The sequence below is a fragment of the Brucella lupini genome (assembly GCF_002252535.1).
Taxonomy (GTDB): domain Bacteria; phylum Pseudomonadota; class Alphaproteobacteria; order Rhizobiales; family Rhizobiaceae; genus Brucella; species Brucella anthropi.
This window is the reverse complement of record NZ_NNRN01000046.1, coordinates 53,084-74,831: the sequence shown is the minus strand read 5'-3', so window position 1 is coordinate 74,831 and position 21,748 is coordinate 53,084. Positions and strand designations below refer to the sequence as shown.

Genomic DNA, 21,748 nt, shown 5'->3' with positions numbered 1-21,748 from the left:
CTCCCTAAAGCGGGAACCGGTTTGGGGATGCAGACATGCTCATGCCAAAGCGCTCTTTGCGTCCAGTCCGCCCATGCGGCAGACTTCGATCCATTCATCTTCCGTCACTGGCTGCACCGAAAGACGCATCGAGGTGACGAGCGCCATCTTCTCTAGCTTCGGATTGGCTTTCACATCTTTCAGCGTTACCGGCTTCGGCATGTCGCGCACAGCTCTGATATCCACGCATTCCCAGCGCGGATCGTCCGTCGTGCTGTCATGATGCGCCAGCGCACAGACCTCGACGATGCCGACGACTTCCAGCCCTTCGTTGGAATGATAGAAGAAGCCCTTGTCGCCCAGTTTCATGGCGCGCATGTTGTTGCGCGCCAGATAATTGCGCACGCCGTCCCATTGCTCGCCTTTTTCGCCACGGGCTTTCTGCATTTCCCATGACCATTTGAACGGTTCGGATTTGAACAGCCAGTAAGCCATCAGTCATGAGCCTCAAGCGTTGGCGGGATTGTTGATCGCCCAATTCCACGGACGCACGGTTACGTTCTGAAACAGGCCTGCCAGTGCGTAAGGATCATTGGCAGCGATCTTTTCTGCTGCGGCCTTGTCGGCAGCTTCGACAACGACCAGACTGCCGTTTGGCTTGCCGTCTTCACCGAGGAAGGGGCCTGCGAACTTCAGCCCGTCACCAAGACCCTTGAGATAGTCGAGATGTGCAGGGCGCGTATCGAGGCGCACTTGCAGATGGTCCGGCTTGTCGTTGCACAGAAGAGCAAAAAGCATTGTCAATTATCCTTTCCGTTCGAGCATGATCTTGTCCGAAAACCGGTTCCCACCTTCGGGATCACGCTCTAGTCCTCGGTCTTGAGTGGTCGGTTGAGCAGAGCCGTCACGGCTTCGTCAATGGTGATGGTGCCGTCAAGCAGTGCACCCGTCGCATCGATGATGGGTGCGGAGATAGCATGTTTGCGGCATAGTTCGGCGGCAATCGGTGCGGTCGCCACGCCTTCGGCAAGCGGTCGATTGGTCAGGTCTTCGCCTCGTCCGAGTGCCAGCCCGTAGGAGTAATTGCGTGACTGCGACGAAGAGCAGGTCAGCATCAGATCGCCGAGACCGGAAAGCCCCATGATGGTTTCGGGTCTGGCACCCATGGCCTGACCGATGCGGCGGAGTTCCGCAAACCCGCGCGTGACGAGAGCGGCCTGCGCGCTTGCGCCGAACCCGCGCCCGACGGCAGCACCGGCAGCAATAGCGAGGACATTTTTCAAAGCACCGCCGATTTCGACCCCTTTGAGATCGGTTGTCGAATAGCATCGGAAGGCTGGACCGGACAAAAGTGCTGCGAGCCGATCGGCAATTGCTGCTTCCTCGCAGGCAACCGTCACGGCGGTCGGAAGCCCTTTGGCGACGTCTGTTGCAAAACTCGGACCGGATAGCGCTGCGATCCGATGGTTCGGCAGAACTTCAGCTACGATTTCCGACATCAGCCGTCCGGTGCTGCGTTCGATCCCTTTCGCGCAGAGCACGACGGGTGCGGTTTGCGGAATAAGACTGCTCAACTGCGAAAGCCCGGCGCGCATGGCCTGCGCGGGAATGACGGCTAGAACGGCATCCGCATGTTCGGCGACAGCAGCCACGTCCGTGCTTGCATTTATAGCGCCGGGAAGTTCGATCTCGCCCAGATAGCGCGGATTGCGGTGTGTCCGGTTGATGGCTTCGACCATCGCCTCGTCGCGGGCATATAGCCATGTATCATGGCCGCTGCTGCATGCCATAGCCGCAAGGGCCGTGCCCCAGGCGCCGCCACCCAGAATAGCAATCTTGCTAGTCTTTTCGCTCATGCCTTGGCTCCACGTCGTCCGGTTCCGATCAGCGGAGCCGACTTCTCGTCAAGCGGCCAGCGCGAGCGTGGTGCAAGATCGAGCGAATCAGGAGCTTCCGTTGCGGCCCGTTCGGCACCGGCCCAGGCAATCATTGCAGCATTGTCGGTGCATAGATCGAGCGGCGGAGCGATGAAGCTGAAACCGTGCCGGGCGCAAAGAGTTTCGAGCGCGGCGCGCAAGGTCTTGTTGGCCGCGACCCCGCCCGCAACGACAAGCGCCGGTGTTTCGCAATCGGGAAATTCGTTTCTGAAACGTTCAAGTGACCGGCCCACCCGGTCGGACAGCGTGTCGGCGACTGCAGCCTGGAAAGAGGCGCAAATATCGGCCACGTCCTGATCCGACAATGGAACCAGTTCTGTTGCCGTCTGGCGCACCGCTGTCTTGAGACCGGAAAAGGAAAAATCGAGCCGTGCTTCGCCCTTCAGCGGTCGCGGCAGGGCGAATCGCTTCGGATTGCCCTGAAGCGCCATACGTTCGACTGCTGGACCGCCCGGATAAGGCAGACCCAAAAGCTTTGCCGTTTTGTCGAAGGCTTCGCCCAGCGCGTCGTCAATAGTGGTGCCGAGGCGTTCGTAGTCGCCAATACCGCGTATCAGCACCATCTGCGTATGACCGCCGGAAACGAGCAGCAGCAGATAAGGAAACGGCAGGCCGTCGGTCAGACGTGCCGTCAATGCATGGCCTTCCAGGTGGTTGACGGCATAAAACGGCTTCTGTGCCGCCATGGCCAGTGCCTTGGCGGTCATCAGCCCGACGATCAGTCCGCCGATCAGCCCCGGTCCTGCCGTGGCGGCCACCGCATCGACGTCGGCAAGCTTCATGTCGGCATCTTCGAGCGCGCGCGCAACCAGCCGGTCTAGCGCTTCGACATGGGCGCGTGCGGCAATTTCCGGCACCACACCGCCATAGGGTTCGTGCTCGGCGATCTGGCTCAAAACCACATTGGACAGAATCCGTCCTTCACCTTGACCGTCACGTTCGACGATTGCGGCGGCTGTTTCGTCGCAACTTGTTTCTATTCCAAGAATGCGCATTTGCGGTTAGACCCTGCCTGTCTCATAATTCATTGAAAAATCCGGTACCATGGACAGCGCAATATGCAAACAGCATCCTTAAAGAATGGCACGTTGAAGATAGGCACGCGGGGCAGCAAGCTTGCTCTCGCCCAGGCTTACGAGACGCGTCGTCGCCTTATGGAGGCACATGGTCTGCCGGAAGAAGCTATTGAAATCATTCCCATGTCGACGGCAGGTGACCGCATTCAGGATCGCGCGCTTTCCGAGATCGGCGGCAAGGGGCTTTTTACCGAAGAGATCGAGCAGGCGCTGACGGATGGTCGAATCGATCTCGCAGTCCATTCGACCAAGGATATGCCGACGGTTCTGCCCGATGGTCTGCATCTTTCTGTTTTCCTTGAGCGCGAAGATCCGCGCGATGCCTTTATCGGTCGTACGGCTTCCCGCCTCCTTGATTTGCCGCAGGGTGCAACTGTTGGATCGTCATCATTGCGCCGTCAGGCCCTGATCCGCCGTCTTCGTCCCGACATTCAAGTGGTGATTTTCCGCGGCAATGTCGATACTCGCCTTCGCAAACTGGAAGCCGGAGAAGTCGACGGGACGTTTCTCGCCTGTGCGGGATTGCGACGTTTGGGGCTAGGCGATGTCATTACCGACCTGGCCGATCCGGAAAGCTTCCCGCCTGCGCCGGGACAAGGTGCCATCGGCATCGAGACCCGTATCGGCGATACGCGTATCGACACGCTGCTGGCGCCCCTTGCGCATCGCGAGACTGGTATTGCACTTGCCTGCGAACGGGCATTTCTGGCTGCCCTGGACGGTTCCTGCCGCACGCCGATTGCCGGTCTTGCAACCGTGAACGGCGATACGGTTTCCTTCCACGGCATGATTTTGAAGCCGGACGGGTCTGAAGCGCACGAGATAAAGACGGAAGGTCCGGCATCGAATGCTGCCGCCATCGGCACGGAAGCCGCGGAGCATCTGCGCGCGAAGGCTGGTCCCCAATTCTTCGAGGGCTGGGAGTAGATTTGGCGGGGCCAGCACAAATCGCATCTCTTGGTCGCGTTCTGGTGACGCGGCCACAGCCGGCTGGCTCCGAAACCGCCGCCAAACTGGCGTCGAGGGGCTATGAGCCGGTTCTCCTTCCACTGAGCCGAACCGTTGCGCTTTCCTTTGCTCTGCCCGATGGCCCGTTTGCGGCTTTGACAGTGACGAGCGCCAATGCCTTTCACCATATCGACACGGAGCGGCTGAAGCCGTTTCTTGGCCTGCCGCTCTTTGCTGTGGGACAGGGAACAGCGCAGGCAGCGCAGAAGGCCGGGTTCGGTCATGTGATCGACGGGGGCGGTGATGCGGTTCGTCTTGCAGCGACGATGCGGCGCGATCTTCCCGAACAATCCCGTGTTCTTTATCTCGCCGGACGGGTGCGCCAACCGGTGTTCGAGGACGAGATACAGGCCGCCAAACTCGATATGCATGTTGCCGATGTCTATGACACGGAGACAATTCCTTATTCTGCGTCAGCACTTCGGAATGTGCTTGACGGCGCGCCTTTTGTCGCGGTCATGCTCTATTCCGGCGTTGCCGCGACGAGCTTCGTCGAAGCGATGCATGAAATCGCGCCGCCTTTTGACGAGAAAACGCGGTTTTTATGCATTTCTGCCCGTGTGGCCGACCGGTTGCCGTCGCTCTGGCGGGCAAATGCGCTTGTCGCAGACCACCCGGATGAAGGCGGACTTTTCCGGCTGTTTGCCAAACTTTGACTCATTTCGGCGCAACCTTCCTTCATCTGGCGATTTTATCTGTTAGAGTTTGAGGCAACCAATCGGCATTTACGAGAGGATCCATGGCGAAACCCGGCACTCCGCGACATTCCAAAACGGCCCGTAATCCTGTGACAATCAATCTTGATCCATCGGATGTGAAGCGGGTTGACGAACCGGCGAAGGCGACGCCAGATGCGGAGCCGGTGGGAAATTTCTCAAAATCTGAAAACCCAAAACCGGAAACCCCGAAGCCTGCATCACCCAAACCCGAAGCGACGGCTGCCGAAAAGACCGTGAAGACGGAAACGCCGGAAAGTTCGACTTATACCAAACCTCCTTTTACCTCGGGCGTGAAACCAGAAACCCAGCAGACTGCGCAAAAGAGCGGTGCGGGCGCGTCGCATCTTCTGGCCGGTATTGCTGGTGGTGTAATCGGGCTTGGCGGTTTGCTGGCTCTGCAATGGGGCAATGTTATCCCCTCTCCGGGCGCGAGAGTGACAGCGGAACAGCTTGCGCATATGGAACAGCAGATCGCCGACTTGCGGACCAATCCGACACCGGCGCCGCTTGACGATACAAGCCGCGCGCAGCTTGCGGCTCTGGAAAAGAATGTTCAGGCAGCCGAGATCAAGGCAGAGGCGGTGGCAGGTTCCTTCGCCGATCTTCAGCAGCAATTTGCCGCCTTGCCGAAAGAGGCTGAGCAGGACGCGGCAGTCGATACCACTGCTCTGACCGAGCGGCTGGACGCGCTGGAAAGCAAGCTTTCAGCGACACAGAACCGGGCGGACGAGGCGACAGCCGGAGTTTCGGGAAACAGCGGCACGATTTCATCGCTCGAATCGAAGCTGACCTCCTTGCAGGAGAAGGTCACCCAGGCTTCACGCCAGCCCGATGCGACGGCGCTTATAGCGGCCAATGCGCTGAAGACGGCGATTGATCGTGGTGGTTCTTTCAAAGCGGAACTGGACACTTACGCTTCGGTTACACCGAACGAGGCATCCATCGAACAGCTGCGCGCCCACGCTGACAAGGGCGTTCCGACCGTTGCCGACCTGAATGCGTGGTTCGGTGCTGTTGCGAACCGGATCGTCGCGACGGAAAACAAGCTGCCTGCCGATGCCGGAATTTGGGATCAGCTTGTCGCCAGCGCCAGAGGACTGGTAAGCGTGCGCCCGGTTGCGGGCAATGTCACCGGCACTGGTGTCGGACCGATCACGGCCCGAATGGAGGCCGCCTTGCAGGCGGGTGATCTGGAGCGTGCTCTCAGCGAATGGGAACAGTTGCCTGCTGATGCCAAGGCTACCTCGCAGGAATTCGCTGATCAGATTCGGGCGCGGCGTGACGCTGATGCACTGGTGCAGCGCCTCGTTGCCGACAGCTTGAAACCCAAATCGACTATGGGCGAAACCGGCGAGGCTCCGGCCTCTTCCGGTCAGTAGGAGGCGGGCCGATGCTGCGTGTCCTGTTCTATTTCGTCGTCGTTGCCGCGCTTGGTTTCGGCTTTGCCTGGCTTGCGGACCGTCCGGGTGAACTTGATGTCACTTTTGCGGGCAATCATTACAATGTGCCGCTGATAACCGCTGTTGCGGGGATCGTTGCCATCGTCGCGGCCATGCTGATCCTGTGGTGGCTGGTCAAGAGCATCATCCAGTCACCTTACACGCTGCGCAGGCATTTTCGTGCGCGCAAGCGTGATCGCGGTTATCAGTCGCTTTCAACCGGATTGATTGCAGCCGGGGCCGGCGATGCGGAAGCAGCGCGCCGCATGACCAAGCAGGCCGGCAAATTGCTGAGTTCCGATCAGGAGCCGCTGATAAAGCTTCTCGAAGCGCAGACCGCTATGCTGGAAGGGCGCACGGAAGATGCCCGCAAAGGCTTCGAAGCGATGGTGGATGATCCCGAGACACGGTTGCTCGGTTTGCGCGGGCTTTACATCGAAGCCCAGCGCGTTGGCGCTCTCGATGCCGCACGCCATTATGCCGCCGAAGCCGCGAGCCAAGCGCCGCAGCTTGAATGGGCCTCGTCAGCCATGATGGGCCAGCTTTGTGCCGAGGGCGACTGGGATGCGGCGCTGAAGCTTGTCGATGCACGCAAACAGGCACTCGCCCATAGCAAGGATGTGGTGAAGAAAGAACGCGCTGCGCTTTTGACCGCCAAGGCGATGGCAGTCGCTGATGTTGATCATGCGCAGGCAAAGGCGCTGGCACTGGAGGCAAACAAGCTGACACCCGATCTGGTGCCTGCTGCCGTGGTTGCCGCGCGTGCGCTTTTTTCCGATGGCGATATGCGAAAAGGTTCGAAAATTCTGGAAGCGGCATGGAAACGGTTTCCGCATCCAGACATTGCTTCGACGTATGTCTACGCCCGGTCAGGTGATACGGCTCAGGACCGTTTGAAGCGCGCAAGGCATCTCGTCTCGTTGCGTTCCAACAATGCCGAGGGCAGTCTTGCTCTGGCACGCGCTGCCTATGAGGCGGGTGATTATCGCCTTGCCCGCGACAATGCCGAACAGGTTCTGCGCGCTTCGCCACGCGAAAGCGCCTATCTGTTGCTTGCCGATATTGAAGAAGCTGAAACGGGTGATCAGGGCAAGGTTCGTGAATGGCTGGCGCGGGCCGTCAAGGCGCCGCGTGATCCCGCGTGGACTGCCGACGGTTATGTTTCAGAACAATGGTCGCCTGTATCGCCGGTTACGGGACGCCTCAACAGCTTCGAGTGGAAGGTTCCCGTCGTGGAACTTGCTCCAGCCATTGAAGCGGAAAAACCTGAAATCAAAGGCCCGGTGGAAGCAAAGCCGGGCAATCCGCTGGTTCTTGCAGAGCCGAAAGACAAGGCTGGCGTAGTGGATGCATCAGCCGTCGTGGAGAGAAAGTCGCCTGTTCGCGATGTTGAGGAGGCTGAAGTCATCGTGCCTGCCGCCGAGCCGGTCAAGGTATCGCCAGCCCCTTCGGTAAAAAAGATCGAGGAGGTGAAGCCGCCTGTCCCAAATGTGGTCGCGACTGATGACGATATGGAGGACGAGCCGCGTCGTGCGCATCTGGTGGTGGACGATCCGGGTGTCGACGAAAACAAGCCTTCGCAAAAAGCCCAGAGCGGATTGAGGCTTTTCTGATCAGGCTTCCGGGAAATCGTTGCCGAAAAACAACGCAGCCCATCTCTTGGACGGTAAACGGTCGCGCAAGACTGTTTACCGTCTTGCGTGGCGCATTCAGCTCGTTACCTTCGATGTTGCTAACAAAGATGCCGGAATCGCCGTAACGGCTGGCAAGTCGCAAACATGGCAGCGAGGGTGAATGTTCGATCGTCTTCTGGATTTTTTAAAAGAGCTTCCCGCCAACGGTTTTCGTGACCGGAGCGAAAAATTTTCCAATGATGATCCACGACTGGCCGCCGCCGCTTTGCTTTATCACATCATGGATGCCGACGGCGAAACGCGGGAAAGCGAGCGTAAGAAGCTTTCTTCGATGCTGTCGCAGAAATATGGCCTTAAAGGCGACAGTCTGAAACAACTCATACAGGCGGCGGAAAAGGCCGATCAGGAAGCTATTGACCTTTCGGATTTCACTTCGGTTCTGAAGCGGCAGCTTGATTATCAGGCTCGCCTCGACCTGATCGGACTGATGTGGGAAATGGTCTACGCCGACGGCAAAGTGAGCGAAGTCGAGGCCGACGTAATGTGGCGCGTGGCGGAACTCGTTGGCATCCGGCAGGACGACCGGAATGCCATTCAGGATCGCATGGACAAGGCGAATCGTAGCACGTCCGCCTCCTGATCACCTCTGATTTGAGAGATCAAGTCCGTCCCTGCAGGTGACGGGCCTTGCGCAATTGCGGGAACATTGCCGCCCAGGCAACAGCAACGGCGATCGATCCCAATCCACCGATGACGACAGCGGGAACAGCGCCGATGGCCGCAGCCATCAGGCCGGCGCGAAACTCGCCCAGTTCATTCGATGCACCGACAAAGACCATGTTGACGGCATTGACACGACCGCGCACGTGATCGGGCGTCCAGAGCTGCATAAGCGTTTCACGGATATAGACGCTGATCATGTCAGCGGCACCTGCAAGTGCCAGAGCAATGACCGACAGCCATGTCAGGGTCGAGACACCGAAGATAATATTGAATAGACCGAACAGGCCGACGAAGATGAACATCACGCGACCTGCATGGTCGCGGATCGGGTGTCCGGCAAGCCAGACGGCGGTCAGAACAGCGCCGATACCGGGAGCGGATCGCAGCAGGCCGAGGCCCCAAGGACCGAGATCGAGGATGTCGCGCGCATAAATCGGCAGCAGCGCCACCGTTCCGCCAAGGAGAACGGCAAAGAGGTCGAGCGAGATGGCGCCAAGGACGATCTTTTCCTTCCAGATGTAGCGGAAGCCAGCGAGCATGCTTGTCAGCGAGCGCTGCTCGGCAAGCGTGTGCTGTTTGGGCTTTGGAATGGAAAAGATCAGCACGGAGCCAATCAGCAAGAACAGTGTGGCGACGGAATAGGCTGCAACCGGCGAAACGCCATAGAGCAGACCACCTGCGACAGGTCCCACGATTGTTGCCACCTGCCATGCAGATGAATTCCACGAAACGGCGTTGGCGAAATCCTCGGTCGGCACGAGATTGACGACCAGCGATGCTGAGGAGGGTCCGAGAAATGCGCGCGCAACGCCGAAAAGTGTGAGTGAGGCAAAGACCGTCAGGGGCTCGAACAGACCGGCGAGCGTCAGACCGAGCAGCAGTGCTGTCACCACGCTTTCCAGGATAAGTGACAAGCCCATGATGAAGCGTCTGCCGAAGCGGTCGGCAGCAGCACCGGTTACGAGAACCAGCAACAGGGCCGGTAGAAATTGCACCAGTCCGACCATGCCCAGATTGAAGGCGTCGCGGGTGAGGTCATAAATCTGCCAGCCCACTGACACACTCACGATTTGCACCGCAAATGCGCTCAGGAAACGGGCGCCCCAGTATTTTTTGAAGGCAGAGTGCCGGAAAGCTGCGTAACGATCCGCAGAAGAAGCATCGGTAGAGGGGGACATTGCTCATAACATCTGGAGCATTTCCAGCAAAAGTGCGAAGCAGCTTTGCGTCGGATAATGCGTTACAACAAGAAGATAGATGTTACTTACAGCATCCTTCCCATGATCGGAACCATTTTTTGTGCGGCTCTGTTCGAGACGATTGCAAAAGAGTTCTGAAAGCAAGAAAGGCCGGAATGAACCGGCCTTTCATTGTTGTCGTTCTGGATCAATCCTTGCCGAGCAGGCCTTTCCAGATGATCGCGCCGATAGCCGCGCCGACGAGCGGCGCAACCCAGAACAGCCAGAGCTGGCTGAGTGCTGCTGTATCGGCGAAGAGAGCAACGCCGGTCGAGCGGGCCGGATTTACCGACGTATTGGTGACCGGGATCGAAATCAGATGGATCAGGGTGAGACCGAGACCGATGGCAATCGGAGCAAAACCAGCTGGAGCCAGCGACGAGGTGGAGCCCAGAATGATGATAAGGAAGAAGGCCGTCAGGATAACCTCGATGAGCAGGCCCGCCATCATGCTGTAGCCGCCCGGTGAAAGTTCACCATAGCCGTTGGAAGCGAGGCCGCCGGCGGAGAAGCCTTCCTTGCCCGAGGCGATAAGGAAGAGAACTGCTGCAGCCGCAATGGCTCCCAGAACCTGCGCAACCCAGTAAGGGATCAGGTCCTTGGCTGGAAGACGACCAGCCACCATGAGGCCCAAGGAGACAGCCGGGTTGAAATGGCCGCCGGAAATGCCGCCCACAGCATAAGCCATGGTCAGGACAGTCAAACCGAAGGCGAGAGCAACGCCGAGAAAGCCGATGCCCAGTTCAGGGAAGGCTGCGGCGAGGATTGCGCTGCCGCAGCCCCCGAAAACAAGCCAGAATGTTCCGAAAAATTCAGCCGACAATTTGTTCAGCATGGAAATCCCCAGGGTTGGTGTAGTGAAAAATGCCATATGCGAATCATTTAGCAAGAAGCATATAATCGTCTTTTTCTTCGGACAATCATGTTTAACTTGATTGGAGGCTTTTGTTCTCTGTGGATTTTTCCCGTCATTTCAGTAAACGAAAAAGCTATTCTTCGTATATTCGTGTTTGCTTTTATATCTCTTCTAAATTGGGTTTCGATGGATAGTAAGAGTTGGTCGGCTGGGTTTTTTTAAAAGCTGTCGATCCCGCTCAGCTATATTGCGGAGAAGGGCGGCGGCACGTTATAAGCGCAGATGTCGAACGGGCGACGCTGGCCAATGCAAGATCGATTGGCAGGGATTTCGCGGGGCAGATTGGAGTTGCCAGCCTTGAACACTCATCGTGGGACGAAAACACAAAGGCTTGTTCTAAATGTCGTTAGGGTCGTTCCGATTGTTGCGGCGCTATCCGGCTGCACGGCAACTGCGTGGACGGAAAAGGTGAAGATCGACAGCACGCCAATGCCAACCGAATGCACGGGCTGGCAGAAGATCGATCTCAAACAGCGCACGACGCTGGTTCTTTTACGCGAAGACCCGCGCCTTGTGGTCGATATCGATGCGCATAATCTCAAAGGGCGCAATCTCGGTTGCTGGCAGTAGCCGGAGGCGCCAGGCTAGTTTTTTGGATCGGCCTTGCTAGGCCGGGGTGGCCAATCGCACATCGACTTTCTCGATGGTGCCGCGCAGCGCCGGAAGCATCGTTTCGAAGTCGATATATGCACCCGGTTTCAGCATTGCTTCACCAGGAGCCAGACGGCGTTCGCGTTTGCTGCCGTCGCTATAGGTGATTATGACGATCAGCGGCGGCGTGGCGCGTTCTTCGGATGTGGTGTTCCGGATGCGGCCGCCGACACTCAGAATCTTGCCCTTGTCATGCATTCCGACGCTGGTTTTGAGATCAGTAAGCTGAAGTGCCGAAATGAGCGGCAAGGTTGGCTGCCCGCCGGAAAGAGGTTTGCCAGCAAGCAGTGTATATCCGCCCGCTATCCAGAAAGCGGTTGTCGCGCAAAGAGCGACGAAAACCCAATATCCGAATCCCGGCCATCCGCTGGGAAGACTTGTTTCGGACATCAGCTTGCGTGGGGCGAGCGGCTTCTGCGGAATGCCGTACGAGAGGAATTTCCGGGGTGATGACCCCGGAACGATGGTTTCGAATTCGGCGTCTTCAATCAGTCCAGCATCGGAAGCAAACCATGTCGCGCGATGGTTTTCACGCGAAGGCGCGCGCGACATCTGCGCTGTCGATGGTTGTTTCGCCATCATGCCGTCATCTTCCTTTGCGTTTTTCGCCCCTTCGACCGGTGCCACACACTGGCTCATAATGGTTAATGCTTCATGGCCACAGCCTCGGTCACGCATTTTTTAAGGCTCGTTCGAGCGGAATTAACGCAACATTAACCATAGAGGATAAAGGTCGATTTGATATCGATGTCATCCGTGCGTCGTTCAACGTGCGGACAATTGAAGAGAAACAGCCCGGTGATACGTTTCGAGAATGTCGGCCTGCGATATGGAATGGGTCCTGAGATCCTGCGCGATGTCAGTTTCCATATTCCGCCGCGTTCATTCCAGTTTTTGACCGGCCCTTCCGGGGCAGGAAAGACGTCGCTCATGCGCCTTCTTTTCATGGCCCTGAAGCCGACACGCGGTCTTATCAATATTTTCGGCAAGGATGTTGCGCGGCTCAATCATGCGGAAATTCCGCTTCTGCGCCGTCGTATTGGCATCGTGTTCCAGGATTTCCGCCTGCTCGACCATATGACCACCTATGAGAATGTGGCGCTTCCACTGCGCGTGCGCGGAAAGGAAGAGGCAACCTATCGTCATGAGGTGGAGGAACTTCTGCATTGGGTCGGGCTCGGCGACCGCATGAATGTTCTGCCGCCGGTTCTTTCAGGCGGTGAGAAGCAGCGCGCAGCGATTGCGCGCGCGCTCATTGATCAGCCGGAACTTCTTCTGGCCGACGAACCGACCGGCAATGTCGATCCGCCGCTTGCGAAGCGTCTGCTGCGCCTTTTCACCGAGCTGAACCGTTCGGGCACGGCTGTGATTATCGCGACCCACGACCTTTCCCTGATGGAGCAGGTGGATGCGCGACGCATGATCCTCGAACATGGGCGGCTGGACATCTATGATTGATGCAAAGAACGCCTGGCGACGTACGTTGGATGACATCCGGGTCCGTTTCGAAGACCTCAAGGACATGCTGCTCGTTCGTATCGGCAAACGCCGGAAGCGTCAGGGACCGAGTCCCATCGTGCCTGACGGCAGCGTAACGGGAACCGCACTTGTCATCGTGATCGCGATCATGACCTTTCTTGCCTGCCTGACGATGGGCGGCGTGACGCTCGTTCGCGCCTCGGCCGCTGCCTGGCAGAGCCAGATAGCTCGCGAAGCCACGATCCAGATCCGGCCTGTCGACGGGCAGGATATGGAAAAGGCGCTGGCTCAGGCCAGCGAAATCGCGCGTGGTTTTGCCGGTGTGAAAGGCACCAGCATCATCGACAAGGATGCGACCGCCCGGTTGCTCGAACCATGGCTCGGTAGTGGCCTTAACATCGATGAATTGCCTGTGCCGCGTCTTGTCGTCGTTACGATCGATGAAAATGCGCCACCTGATTTCGAAACCATGCGGACTGAAATCACCCGCGCCATTCCGGCTGCGACCTTCGATGATCACCGCACCTGGGTCGACCGTCTCGTCTCCATGGCGCATACGACGGTGTTCGTCGGCACAGGCGTTCTCTCGCTTGTGATCGCTGCGACCGTTCTAACCGTTATCTTTGCCACGCGCGGTGCGATGTCCGGCAATGGCCATATTATCGAGGTTCTGCATTTCATCGGCGCGGAATCGAAATTCGTGGCGCGCGAGTTTGAATGGCACTTCTTCCGCACAGCACTGAAAGGCGCACTGTGCGGTGGCGCGGCGGCAATGCTAGTCTTCCTGATGTTTTCCTGGTGGGCGTCGAGCCATATGGCTACACCTGAAGGCGATCAGGCTGCCGCCATGTTCGGCAATTTCGCCATCGGGCGCGATGGCTATATCGGCGCTGCCGTCATCATTATTCTGGTCAGTTTCCTGACCATGCTGACCAGCCGCCTGACGGTGATCCGCCAGCTTGCAACCATGGACGGTCCGGGAGTGCGCTCCGAATGAAGACCTTTTCCGATATAGGCGCTTTCCGGACAAGATTTTCGTCCGCTTCTCCGACTTCTCGCCGCAATGCTGGCTATGATGGAAGAAGAGATGGTATGCGAATCCCGCAAGCGCTATCGGGCGGGCACCGGTCGAGTGACGATGCAGTGGCACAGAGGCAGACAGCAAACGGGTTTTCTTCAGGAGATGTGGTCTGGCGCCGCAGCCGGAATGGCGCTCACCTGCAATCTCTTGCACTTGCCTCCGGCAATTTCCTATGGTCTGTCATGATGCGCATGTTCAGACGTCTCCAGCCCGTTTCCATCGTTCTATTTGTTATTCTTCTGGCGTTTCTCGTCGGCTTCGTCGCGTTCGGTGAAAAGGTCACCAGCATGCAGCCGCCGGCTATCGATGAGCCTGCCGATGCCATCATCGTTCTCACCGGTGGCCAGTCCAGAATTCAGGCTGCGGTTGATCTTCTGAAGGACAAGCGAGGAAAGCGGCTTCTGATCAGTGGTGTTCATCCGGCGACCAATGAAAAGGCACTGCAGCGTGCGACCCATGCCGACCAGAGTCTCTTCGATTGCTGTGTCGATCTCGACCGGTCGGCGCTCAACACCATTGGCAACGCGACCGAAAGCGAACGCTGGATTCGTACCAACAACTATCGTCGCGTGATCCTGGTCACCAACAACTACCATATTCCGCGCAGCACGCTGGAAATGTCCTATCGCATGAAGGATGTGGAATTCATTCCCTATCCGGTCGTGAACGGGGACCGCCGCGAACATAGCTGGGTTTCCGAAGGCGACACATTGCGCGTGCTCTTCATCGAATATGTGAAATATCTTGGCGCCGCTGTCCGTGTGGGTACGACCGAACTGTTCGGAACGCAGACCAATCAGAGTGTAACGACCGAGAATTGATCTTGCTGCCGGATTACGATTTCCTGATGGAAATGGCCGTTCTTCCTGATATATCGATGCCGTCACTTTCTGCAGAAAGTCCAGAATTCGTGCGTGATCGTTTACCGGAAGTCGGGAACGAAAATGCTTTAGCCAGGGTCTCCACCGACTGATGCTTCTCTATCTGCGCTCAATCTTGTTCAATGCGGCGTTTTATATCTGCACACTGGTTCAGATGATCGTCTATACGCCTTTCTATTTTCTTCTGCCCCGCAAGAAGGCCTGGATCGTGCCGAAGCTGTGGGCACGGGTCAATCTCTGGCTCCAGAAGCATATTGTCGGCACCGACTATGTGGTTGAAGGATTGGAGAACATTCCTGAGGGCGCTTATATCTGTGCGCCAAAGCACCAGTCTGCCTGGGATACCTATGCTTTCCTGCCCTATCTTGACGATCCCGTGCTGATCCTGAAGCGGGAATTGATGCGCATTCCGCTTTTCGGCTGGTATATCGCGAAAATGCAGATGATCCCGGTCGATCGCGGTTCTCGCGTCAAGGCACTGCATTCCATCACCAAGGGCGCAGAAAAGGCGATCGCGGAAGGCCGCCAGATTCTGATCTATCCAGAAGGAACGCGTCGGGCGCCTGGTGCTCCACCGCACTATAAATATGGCATCGTCCATCTTTACGAAGCGCTCAATCTGCCGGTTTTGCCGATTGCGCACAATGCAGGCCTCTACTGGCCGCGCCGCAAATTTCTGCGTTATCCGGGAACCATTCGCGCCCGTATTCTGCCGCCAATTCCGGCAGGTCTTCCGAAGGATGAATTTCTCAAAAGATTGATTGAAACGACCGAGACGGCCTGCGACGAATTTCTGGTCGCCGCCAGCCGCGATCCCAATCCACCACCCATGCCACCGACCGCCGTTCAAAGACTGAACGAGCTCGGCGCCTAACCCTCACAGCATGTTAACGGCCTGATCACGCTCAATTGCGTTGCGAGAACGACAATTCGCCGCGTTTTCTAGAACTTTCGTTTTTCTTGCGCGCAACCTTGAAACCCGTTATCAGAGCCCGACACGAAAGGACACATCATGAATATTGATGCCATCTCCATCGGCTCCAATCCTCCTGAAGACGTCAACGTCATCATTGAAGTGCCTGTCGGCGGCCAGCCGATCAAGTACGAGATGGACAAGAAGGCCGGCGCCCTCATCGTCGACCGCTTCCTCTATACGCCAATGACCTATCCGGGCAATTACGGCTTCGTGCCACATACGCTTTCGGAAGACGGTGACCCGATTGACGTTCTCGTCTGCAACACCCGTCCGCTGGTTCCCGGCTGCGTGATCAATGTTCGCCCGATCGGCGTTCTGGTCATGGAAGACAATTCCGGCAAGGACGAGAAGATTATTGCAGTACCGTCGCCGCACTTGACGCGCCGCTACGAGAAGATTCACGACTATACCGATATGCCGGAGATCACTCTGAAGCAGATTGCGCACTTCTTCGAACACTACAAGGATCTGGAACCCGGCAAGTGGGTCAAGATCGGTGACTGGGGTGACGAAGATTACGCACGCAAGTTCATCGTCGAAGCTATCGAACGCGCCAAGGGCAAGTAAGTAACAGCTTCCCGTTCCGTTTAGAGCGCCGATCTGATTGGATCAGATCGGCGCTCTTACTTTTTCTATTTTAAGCATAATCTTATCGATCCTCGTTTCACTCCGGTCGGCTTTTGTTTTTAGGCTTGCGAGTGATGCGCTTACAGGAAAAGCGGCAGCAGCGTCGTCCACATGAACTGGCGGATGAAGAAGATGATCAGCAGCAGGACGATCGGTGAAATATCGATGCCGCCGAGATTGGGTAAGATATTGCGGATCGGCCGCAGAACGGGTTCCGTCACCTTGTAGAGAAACTCACCGATCGAAGCCACGAAACGGTTGCCGGAATTGACGACATTGAACGCATAGAGCCACGAGAAGATGGCACTCGCTATAATGATATAGGTGTAGATATCGAGCGCCAAATCAATGGTGCGGAACAATGCGATCATGGAGGCCTCCTTGGCAATTGGCCGAGATGTAGCGGTTGCATCGGGCGAGAACAAGGGCCGAGCGATTGAACGCCGGTATTTTTGAGGCGCGCGGTGTGTGTTTCTAACCGCTGGAACCGCCCGTTTGATGTTGGATAGTGTGGTGAATGAGATCGTTGACATGTTCCAACCAATGATCGCGTACCCGCATGTTGCGCAGATGCTGGAGCGTATTGGCGACATAATCCACATTGGCACCGGAATCGCCGCGAGCAGATGCGACGATCGCTGCGGCACTCTCAGGTGAAAGCGATCCGGCATATTGAATGTGGTGCCGGTCCGCGACATAGGTGACCGCATCGACATTGCGACCGTCAGCGAGGCGCAGGCGCAGATGCTTTTCGTGATAAACTTGGTTCGACATTTCACGTTCGCGCAGATAGGTCATCACTTCGCCAGTCATGTCACCAGGCACGCGAAAAGCGATGCCGAGACATGAGCCACCGGTGTCCAGGCCCAGGACCAGACCCGGTCGGTCCGGCGTTCCGCGATGGACATGCGAATAGATGCACAGGCTGCGCCTGTAGCCGTAAAGGCGCGCCCGGACGGTCTCCACATGTGCAAAGCCCGGTCGCCACATCAGCGAGCCATAGCCGAAAACCCAGAAATCGTTCATTCGCCTGTCATTGAGAGCTGTGGTCATGAAGGGTGTCCATAATGGATCAGTGGACGCCGATTTCCACCGGTAATCAACGGATATCCCTCGATTTTTCTTCTCAATCGCTTCACAAGGCACATTCCTGCCATAATATGGCCAACAGTCGGGAGGAGCAAAACATATCGGGGTTTGGAATGTTCAGTCTGACCCCGGAGCGAGGCTCTTCGAAACAACCGTCTGATTAATGTAAGGCTTTTGAAATGGCGCATACTGGAATGAACGCATCGAAGTCCAGAAAGCGTCCCATCGCGCTCATTGTCATTCTGCTTGTCTTGATCGCTGGCTATACAGCGGGCTGGTTCTATATCGCAAACAGGCTAGAGGCACGAGCCAAGGCCGACATGGCCAAGCTCGCCTCTCAGGGCGTCGGCGTGAAATGCGAAGACTTGCGCATGGGCGGCTATCCGTTGCGCGTCAATGTCGTCTGCGACAGCATTTCCTGGCAGCGTCCTTCTGAAGGCATGGCGTTCCGCGCAGGGCGCTTCACCTCGGGTTCCCCGGTCTATGCGCCACGTTCCCTCTCGAACGATCTGACAGGACCCGCCTTCATCGAATTTCCGGGGCTGGAACCGCTGGAAGTCAACTGGAGCAAGTTTACCTCCAACACCCGGCTGGCACGTCCGTTCCCGACCGAGATTGAGCTCGCTGCGCGTGAAGTAGCTGTCGGTCTTCGCACCGAAGCCACCACGACAGTGCCACTCAGCACGCTTGAGCAGATGGATTTCCGCATGAGCGCCTCGGATGACACATTGAAGGTCAATGGTCGCTTTGCCGGTCTGAAACTTGCCAAGGCAGCGATTGGTACAGCCACCAGCCCTGAAATCGACGGTGTGGCGGATATCGATGTGTCCGATGCCGCGACGTTGCTCGCAAGGGGTGACGCTCCCTTTCATGAACGGTTGCGCGGGCATTCCGGTACCGTCAATCAGGCTTTCCTGTCCATGCCCAATGGAGCGATGGTTTCGGTAGCCGGACCGTTTTCGGTCGATGCTGACGGGCTGATCAATGCCGATGTGAAGCTGACACTGGTTAACCCGCAATCGCTGGCGCAGGCTGGTCAGACAGTGTTTCCCGAGCAGGGTGGCAATATCGCTACCGTTCTGTTTGCTCTCTCGGCCATGCCGAAAGATGAAAACGGCAATCCCGTGATGGAGATTGCCGTTCGCAAGGGTAAGGTCAGCGCTGGATTTATTCCGCTCGGGCGGTTGCCTGCGCTGTAACGCAATATGCGCCCTATTTTTGCTCGCTGGTACGCGTTGCAGCCTGACGGCCGAAATCAGGCGCATCCACTTCCTGACCTGCATCGATGATGCCGCGCCGGACAGCGCGCGTGCGCGTGAAAAGGTCGAACAGCGCTTCACCATCCCCCCAGCGGATCGAGCGCTGAAGCGAGGCGAGATCTTCCGAAAAACGCCCGAGCATTTCGAGGATGGCATCCTTGTTGTGCAGGCATACATCGCGCCACATCGTCGGATCGGATGCGGCCAGTCGCGTGAAATCGCGGAAACCGGAAGCCGAGTATTTGATGACTTCCGACTTGGTCACCTGTTCCAGATCACTGGCTGTGCCAACGATATTGTAGGCGATGATGTGCGGCAGATGCGAGACAATGGCCAGCACCAGATCGTGGTGCTGCGGGTCCATGCGATCAAGTCGTGAGCCGCAGGCGACCCAGAACTCGCTCAGCTTTTCGAGAGCTGCTTCACTCGTGTCGGGCAGGGGCGTCAGAATGCACCAGCGATTGGTGAAAAGCTCTGCAAAGCCGGCATCCGGGCCGGAATATTCCGTGCCTGCGAGCGGGTGGCCGGGAATGAAATGCACATTGTCCGGCAATTCCGGCTGCATCTGCGCAATCACGGAAGCCTTGGTGGAGCCAACATCGGTGACGATGGCACCGGGCTTGAGGTTTGCCGCGATCTGGCGTGCAACCGTTCCTGACGAGCCGACCGGCACAGATACAACGATCAGATCGGCATCCTTGACGGCCTCAGCACTGTCGGTGGTGTAGCTGTCACCGAGACCCAGTTCATCGGCCCGCTTCAGTGTTTCACTGCTGCGCGTGGCGATGGCGATATGATCGGCGAGCTTTTCGCGTCGAATGACGCGCGCCAGCGATGAGCCAATAAGGCCGATGCCGATCAGGGCGATCTTGTTGAAATGGATCGTGGACATTGTACTACTTCAAAAATTCGGTCAGGGCGACGACGACGCCACGATTGGCTTCCTCCGGTCCGACCGTCATGCGCAAGGCATTGGGGAACCCGTAACCGCCGACGCGACGCAGTATATAGCCACGCCCGGAGAGCCACTCGTCGGCCTTGTCGGCGGAATGCGCGCCATTGTCCGGAAAATGGATCAGCAGGAAGTTCGTGACTGACGGCGTAACCCGAAGACCAAGTCTGGTGAACTCTTCGGTCAGCCAGCCAAGCCATTTGTCGTTGTAGGTGATCGATTTTTCGACGTGGGCGCGATCGCGGATGGCCGCAGCACCGGCGGCAATGGCGGCCGAATTCATATTGAATGGCCCGCGGATGCGATTGACGGCATCGACCACATGCAGCGGCGCATACATCCAGCCAATACGTAGACCCGGAAGCCCGTGGATTTTTGAGAAGGTGCGCGTCATGACAACATTCTCGTTGGATGAAACGAGTTCGAGGCCCGATTCATAGTCATTGCGACGAACATATTCTGCATAGGCCGCATCGAGAACCAGAAGCACATGCTTCGGCAATCCGGCATGAAGGCGGCGGACTTCCTCGAAAGGCAGATAGGTTCCGGTTGGATTGGCCGGATTGGCGATGAAGACGATCTTCGTGCGTGGCGACAGGCCAGCCAGAATGGCATCCACGTCGATACGCTCGTTCTTCTCCTTCACCGTGATCGGCGTCGCGCCGGCACCCAGCGTCTGGATCTTGTAGACGGCAAAACCGTGCTCCGTGATGATGGCTTCGTCGCCCGGAGCAAGATAGGTCTGGCAGATCAGGCCAAGCAGCTCGTCGGAACCATTGCCGCACAGGATGTTGGCCATGTTGAGCCCCTGCGTTTCGGCAATTGCCTCACGCAGCGCCAGGGCCTGTCCATCGGGATAAAGCTCCAGCTTCTCGCCTGCGTGTCGATAGGCTTCGACCGCATGCGGGCTAGGCCCGATTGGCGTTTCGTTGGAGGAGAGCTTATAGACCTTGGCAACGCCTTCCACATGTTCCTTGCCGGGTACGTAGGCTGCGATGTCGAGCAGGCCTGCCTTGGGCTGGGGACGGGTAAGGTTCTGCGTATCGGTCATGATTTTGGCTCCGCCAAAAGGTCAATGTTAAAGTTACGATGGGTTAAAGTTACGATGGCGGCATATCCCGCCATTGCGTCCAAGTCGAGAAAAACCTTGTTCGGTAATACTTGCAGACCGCAGCAACTGTACGTTTTCCCGGGCGATGATGCGCAAATGCCCTAACTCTTTTGATCTGTCTTGCTTGTCCGTGCCGGTGCTTTCCGTAATCCGCCAACAGGTGTGCCCTGAGGTGCGAGAACCGGAACGAAGACACGGCGCGAGGAGCGCTGTGCGACAGGCAGTCCCTGATAAAGACGCTTTTGCGCTTCCACCACCAGAACGCCTGAAAAGACCGGCCACAGTCTCCGCCCCATGCCTTCCAGCGCCAGACAGGGCCGCATCATCCATCGGCGCGTGGCGGGCGGAAAATGCAGGGCATCGCTCACCGTGCTCACGGTGAAATTCGCTTCACGCAGCAAGGTCGTCAGCTGTGTGCGGCTATAAGGTCGCCCGCTGCCGAAAGGTGTATGCTCGAAGCGGGCCCAGACACCGCGCCGGTTCGGCACCACGATGACGAGCCGCCCATTGGGGGCGAGGACGCGCCACATCTCTTTCAGCGTTTCTGTCGGATTTTCCGCATACTCCAGCGCATGCACCATAAGCACCCGATCGATCGAGGAATCGGGTAGCGGCAGTTCCTCATCGAAAACAAGCGCTGTTGCCGTTTTCTCTACTGAGGGCCAGGCGACGGCTCCCTGACCGGCAGGCATGAACGCGAATGTCCGCTCCGTATCGGCGCTGAAGCGGTCGAGATAGGGCAGGCTGTAGCCCATGCCGACAAGCCGCTCTCCCGGCACGTGACCCCATAGGCCGGCAAGCGCCATGCGAATGGCGCGTTCCGCGAGATGGCCCAGCGTGGTGTCGTAAAATGATCGCAGTTCGATGATGTCTGGATGCATGAATGTCACGCTATATGAAATCTTGACGCTGGGAAATGGAGAAGCCGGAGCATCTTCATCTGGTGGGGTGCAATTTCCTCAAACCATGCTAT

The 21,748-nt window shown here is 57.4% G+C and carries 24 protein-coding genes; 12 read left to right on the top strand and 12 right to left on the bottom strand.

Annotated elements, in window-relative coordinates; all coding sequences use genetic code 11:
* Window positions 1–39 precede the first annotated feature (39 nt).
* The 4 genes from CES86_RS11865 to tsaD form a co-directional block, all read right to left on the bottom strand.
* Window positions 40–474, bottom strand: coding sequence for an EVE domain-containing protein (locus CES86_RS11865; protein WP_010657556.1), 435 nt, complete (start codon window positions 472–474; stop codon window positions 40–42).
* 12 nt (window positions 475–486) lie between these two features.
* Entirely contained in the window at window positions 487–777 is a 291-nt protein-coding gene (locus CES86_RS11860) for a YciI-like protein (RefSeq protein ID WP_010657555.1), read from the bottom strand.
* Between the two features lie 68 nt (window positions 778–845).
* Window positions 846–1,835: an NAD(P)H-dependent glycerol-3-phosphate dehydrogenase gene (locus tag CES86_RS11855; protein WP_094514459.1), complete on the bottom strand. Its 990-nt coding sequence runs from the start codon at window positions 1,833–1,835 to the stop codon at window positions 846–848.
* A complete protein-coding gene (gene tsaD, locus CES86_RS11850; RefSeq protein WP_012091158.1) occupies window positions 1,832–2,911 on the bottom strand; it encodes a tRNA (adenosine(37)-N6)-threonylcarbamoyltransferase complex transferase subunit TsaD in 1,080 nt (359 codons plus the stop codon). Before tsaD ends, CES86_RS11855 begins: the two co-directional genes overlap by 4 nt.
* A gap of 63 nt (window positions 2,912–2,974) precedes the next feature.
* Here tsaD and hemC point away from each other — a divergent pair, with 63 nt between their 5' ends.
* The 5 genes from hemC to CES86_RS11825 all read left to right on the top strand — a co-directional run bounded on the left by hemC (window position 2,975) and on the right by CES86_RS11825 (window position 8,432).
* Window positions 2,975–3,919, top strand: coding sequence for a hydroxymethylbilane synthase (gene hemC / locus CES86_RS11845; RefSeq protein ID WP_012091159.1), 945 nt, complete (start codon window positions 2,975–2,977; stop codon window positions 3,917–3,919).
* A gap of 2 nt (window positions 3,920–3,921) precedes the next feature.
* Entirely contained in the window at window positions 3,922–4,656 is a 735-nt protein-coding gene (locus CES86_RS11840; RefSeq protein WP_012091160.1) for a uroporphyrinogen-III synthase, read from the top strand.
* A gap of 83 nt (window positions 4,657–4,739) precedes the next feature.
* On the top strand, window positions 4,740–6,098 hold the full coding sequence (locus tag CES86_RS11835; RefSeq protein WP_094514457.1) for a COG4223 family protein: 1,359 nt from the start codon (window positions 4,740–4,742) through the stop codon (window positions 6,096–6,098).
* 11 nt (window positions 6,099–6,109) lie between these two features.
* Window positions 6,110–7,771, top strand: coding sequence for a heme biosynthesis protein HemY (locus CES86_RS11830; protein ID WP_094514455.1), 1,662 nt, complete (start codon window positions 6,110–6,112; stop codon window positions 7,769–7,771).
* A 181-nt stretch (window positions 7,772–7,952) separates the two neighbouring features.
* Window positions 7,953–8,432: a tellurite resistance TerB family protein gene (locus CES86_RS11825; RefSeq protein ID WP_012091163.1), complete on the top strand. Its 480-nt coding sequence runs from the start codon at window positions 7,953–7,955 to the stop codon at window positions 8,430–8,432.
* 19 nt (window positions 8,433–8,451) lie between these two features.
* Here CES86_RS11825 and CES86_RS11820 read toward each other — a convergent pair whose 3' ends face one another.
* Both CES86_RS11820 and aqpZ read right to left on the bottom strand, forming a co-directional pair.
* The gene (locus tag CES86_RS11820; RefSeq protein WP_012091164.1) at window positions 8,452–9,693 is read right to left on the bottom strand and encodes an MFS transporter; all 1,242 of its coding nucleotides are present in this window, start codon (window positions 9,691–9,693) and stop codon (window positions 8,452–8,454) included.
* A 208-nt stretch (window positions 9,694–9,901) separates the two neighbouring features.
* On the bottom strand, window positions 9,902–10,588 hold the full coding sequence (aqpZ, locus tag CES86_RS11815) for an aquaporin Z (protein WP_010657546.1): 687 nt from the start codon (window positions 10,586–10,588) through the stop codon (window positions 9,902–9,904).
* A gap of 378 nt (window positions 10,589–10,966) precedes the next feature.
* On the opposite strand from aqpZ, the gene CES86_RS11810 reads away from it, so the two are divergent.
* Window positions 10,967–11,239: a hypothetical protein gene (locus CES86_RS11810; protein ID WP_094514453.1), complete on the top strand. Its 273-nt coding sequence runs from the start codon at window positions 10,967–10,969 to the stop codon at window positions 11,237–11,239.
* A 36-nt stretch (window positions 11,240–11,275) separates the two neighbouring features.
* On the opposite strand, the gene CES86_RS11805 is transcribed toward CES86_RS11810, so the two are convergent.
* Window positions 11,276–11,902 carry a hypothetical protein gene (locus CES86_RS11805; protein WP_094514662.1) on the bottom strand — a complete coding sequence of 209 codons (627 nt, stop codon included), beginning with the start codon at window positions 11,900–11,902 and terminating at the stop codon, window positions 11,276–11,278.
* A 252-nt stretch (window positions 11,903–12,154) separates the two neighbouring features.
* Between CES86_RS11805 and ftsE the strand changes: the two genes are divergently transcribed.
* The 5 genes from ftsE (at window position 12,155) to ppa (ending at window position 16,304) form a co-directional block, all read left to right on the top strand.
* A complete protein-coding gene (gene ftsE / locus CES86_RS11800) occupies window positions 12,155–12,778 on the top strand; it encodes a cell division ATP-binding protein FtsE (RefSeq protein WP_029375806.1) in 624 nt (207 codons plus the stop codon).
* Window positions 12,771–13,796, top strand: a complete 1,026-nt coding sequence (locus tag CES86_RS11795; RefSeq protein WP_040130045.1) for a cell division protein FtsX — start codon at window positions 12,771–12,773, stop codon at window positions 13,794–13,796. Before ftsE ends, CES86_RS11795 begins: the two co-directional genes overlap by 8 nt.
* 146 nt (window positions 13,797–13,942) lie before the next feature.
* Window positions 13,943–14,701, top strand: a complete 759-nt coding sequence (locus CES86_RS11790) for a YdcF family protein (RefSeq protein ID WP_373366453.1) — start codon at window positions 13,943–13,945, stop codon at window positions 14,699–14,701.
* 151 nt (window positions 14,702–14,852) lie between these two features.
* Window positions 14,853–15,635 carry a lysophospholipid acyltransferase family protein gene (locus tag CES86_RS11785; protein WP_010657540.1) on the top strand — a complete coding sequence of 261 codons (783 nt, stop codon included), beginning with the start codon at window positions 14,853–14,855 and terminating at the stop codon, window positions 15,633–15,635.
* A gap of 138 nt (window positions 15,636–15,773) precedes the next feature.
* The gene (gene ppa / locus CES86_RS11780) at window positions 15,774–16,304 is read left to right on the top strand and encodes an inorganic diphosphatase (RefSeq protein ID WP_010657539.1); all 531 of its coding nucleotides are present in this window, start codon (window positions 15,774–15,776) and stop codon (window positions 16,302–16,304) included.
* 140 nt (window positions 16,305–16,444) lie between these two features.
* Here ppa and CES86_RS11775 read toward each other — a convergent pair whose 3' ends face one another.
* On the bottom strand, window positions 16,445–16,735 hold the full coding sequence (locus CES86_RS11775; RefSeq protein WP_010657538.1) for a YggT family protein: 291 nt from the start codon (window positions 16,733–16,735) through the stop codon (window positions 16,445–16,447).
* A gap of 103 nt (window positions 16,736–16,838) precedes the next feature.
* The gene (locus CES86_RS11770; protein WP_012091171.1) at window positions 16,839–17,417 is read right to left on the bottom strand and encodes a gamma-glutamylcyclotransferase; all 579 of its coding nucleotides are present in this window, start codon (window positions 17,415–17,417) and stop codon (window positions 16,839–16,841) included.
* A 215-nt stretch (window positions 17,418–17,632) separates the two neighbouring features.
* On the opposite strand from CES86_RS11770, the gene CES86_RS11765 reads away from it, so the two are divergent.
* The gene (locus CES86_RS11765; protein WP_012091172.1) at window positions 17,633–18,652 is read left to right on the top strand and encodes a DUF2125 domain-containing protein; all 1,020 of its coding nucleotides are present in this window, start codon (window positions 17,633–17,635) and stop codon (window positions 18,650–18,652) included.
* A gap of 13 nt (window positions 18,653–18,665) precedes the next feature.
* Here the strand turns inward: CES86_RS11765 and CES86_RS11760 are convergent, their stop codons facing one another.
* The 3 genes from CES86_RS11760 to CES86_RS11750 form a co-directional block, all read right to left on the bottom strand.
* The gene (locus tag CES86_RS11760; RefSeq protein ID WP_012091173.1) at window positions 18,666–19,604 is read right to left on the bottom strand and encodes a prephenate/arogenate dehydrogenase family protein; all 939 of its coding nucleotides are present in this window, start codon (window positions 19,602–19,604) and stop codon (window positions 18,666–18,668) included.
* 4 nt (window positions 19,605–19,608) lie between these two features.
* Window positions 19,609–20,715 carry a histidinol-phosphate transaminase gene (gene hisC / locus CES86_RS11755; protein WP_012091174.1) on the bottom strand — a complete coding sequence of 369 codons (1,107 nt, stop codon included), beginning with the start codon at window positions 20,713–20,715 and terminating at the stop codon, window positions 19,609–19,611.
* A 161-nt stretch (window positions 20,716–20,876) separates the two neighbouring features.
* Entirely contained in the window at window positions 20,877–21,656 is a 780-nt protein-coding gene (locus tag CES86_RS11750; RefSeq protein WP_012091175.1) for a class I SAM-dependent methyltransferase, read from the bottom strand.
* Window positions 21,657–21,748: the final 92 nt, after the last annotated feature.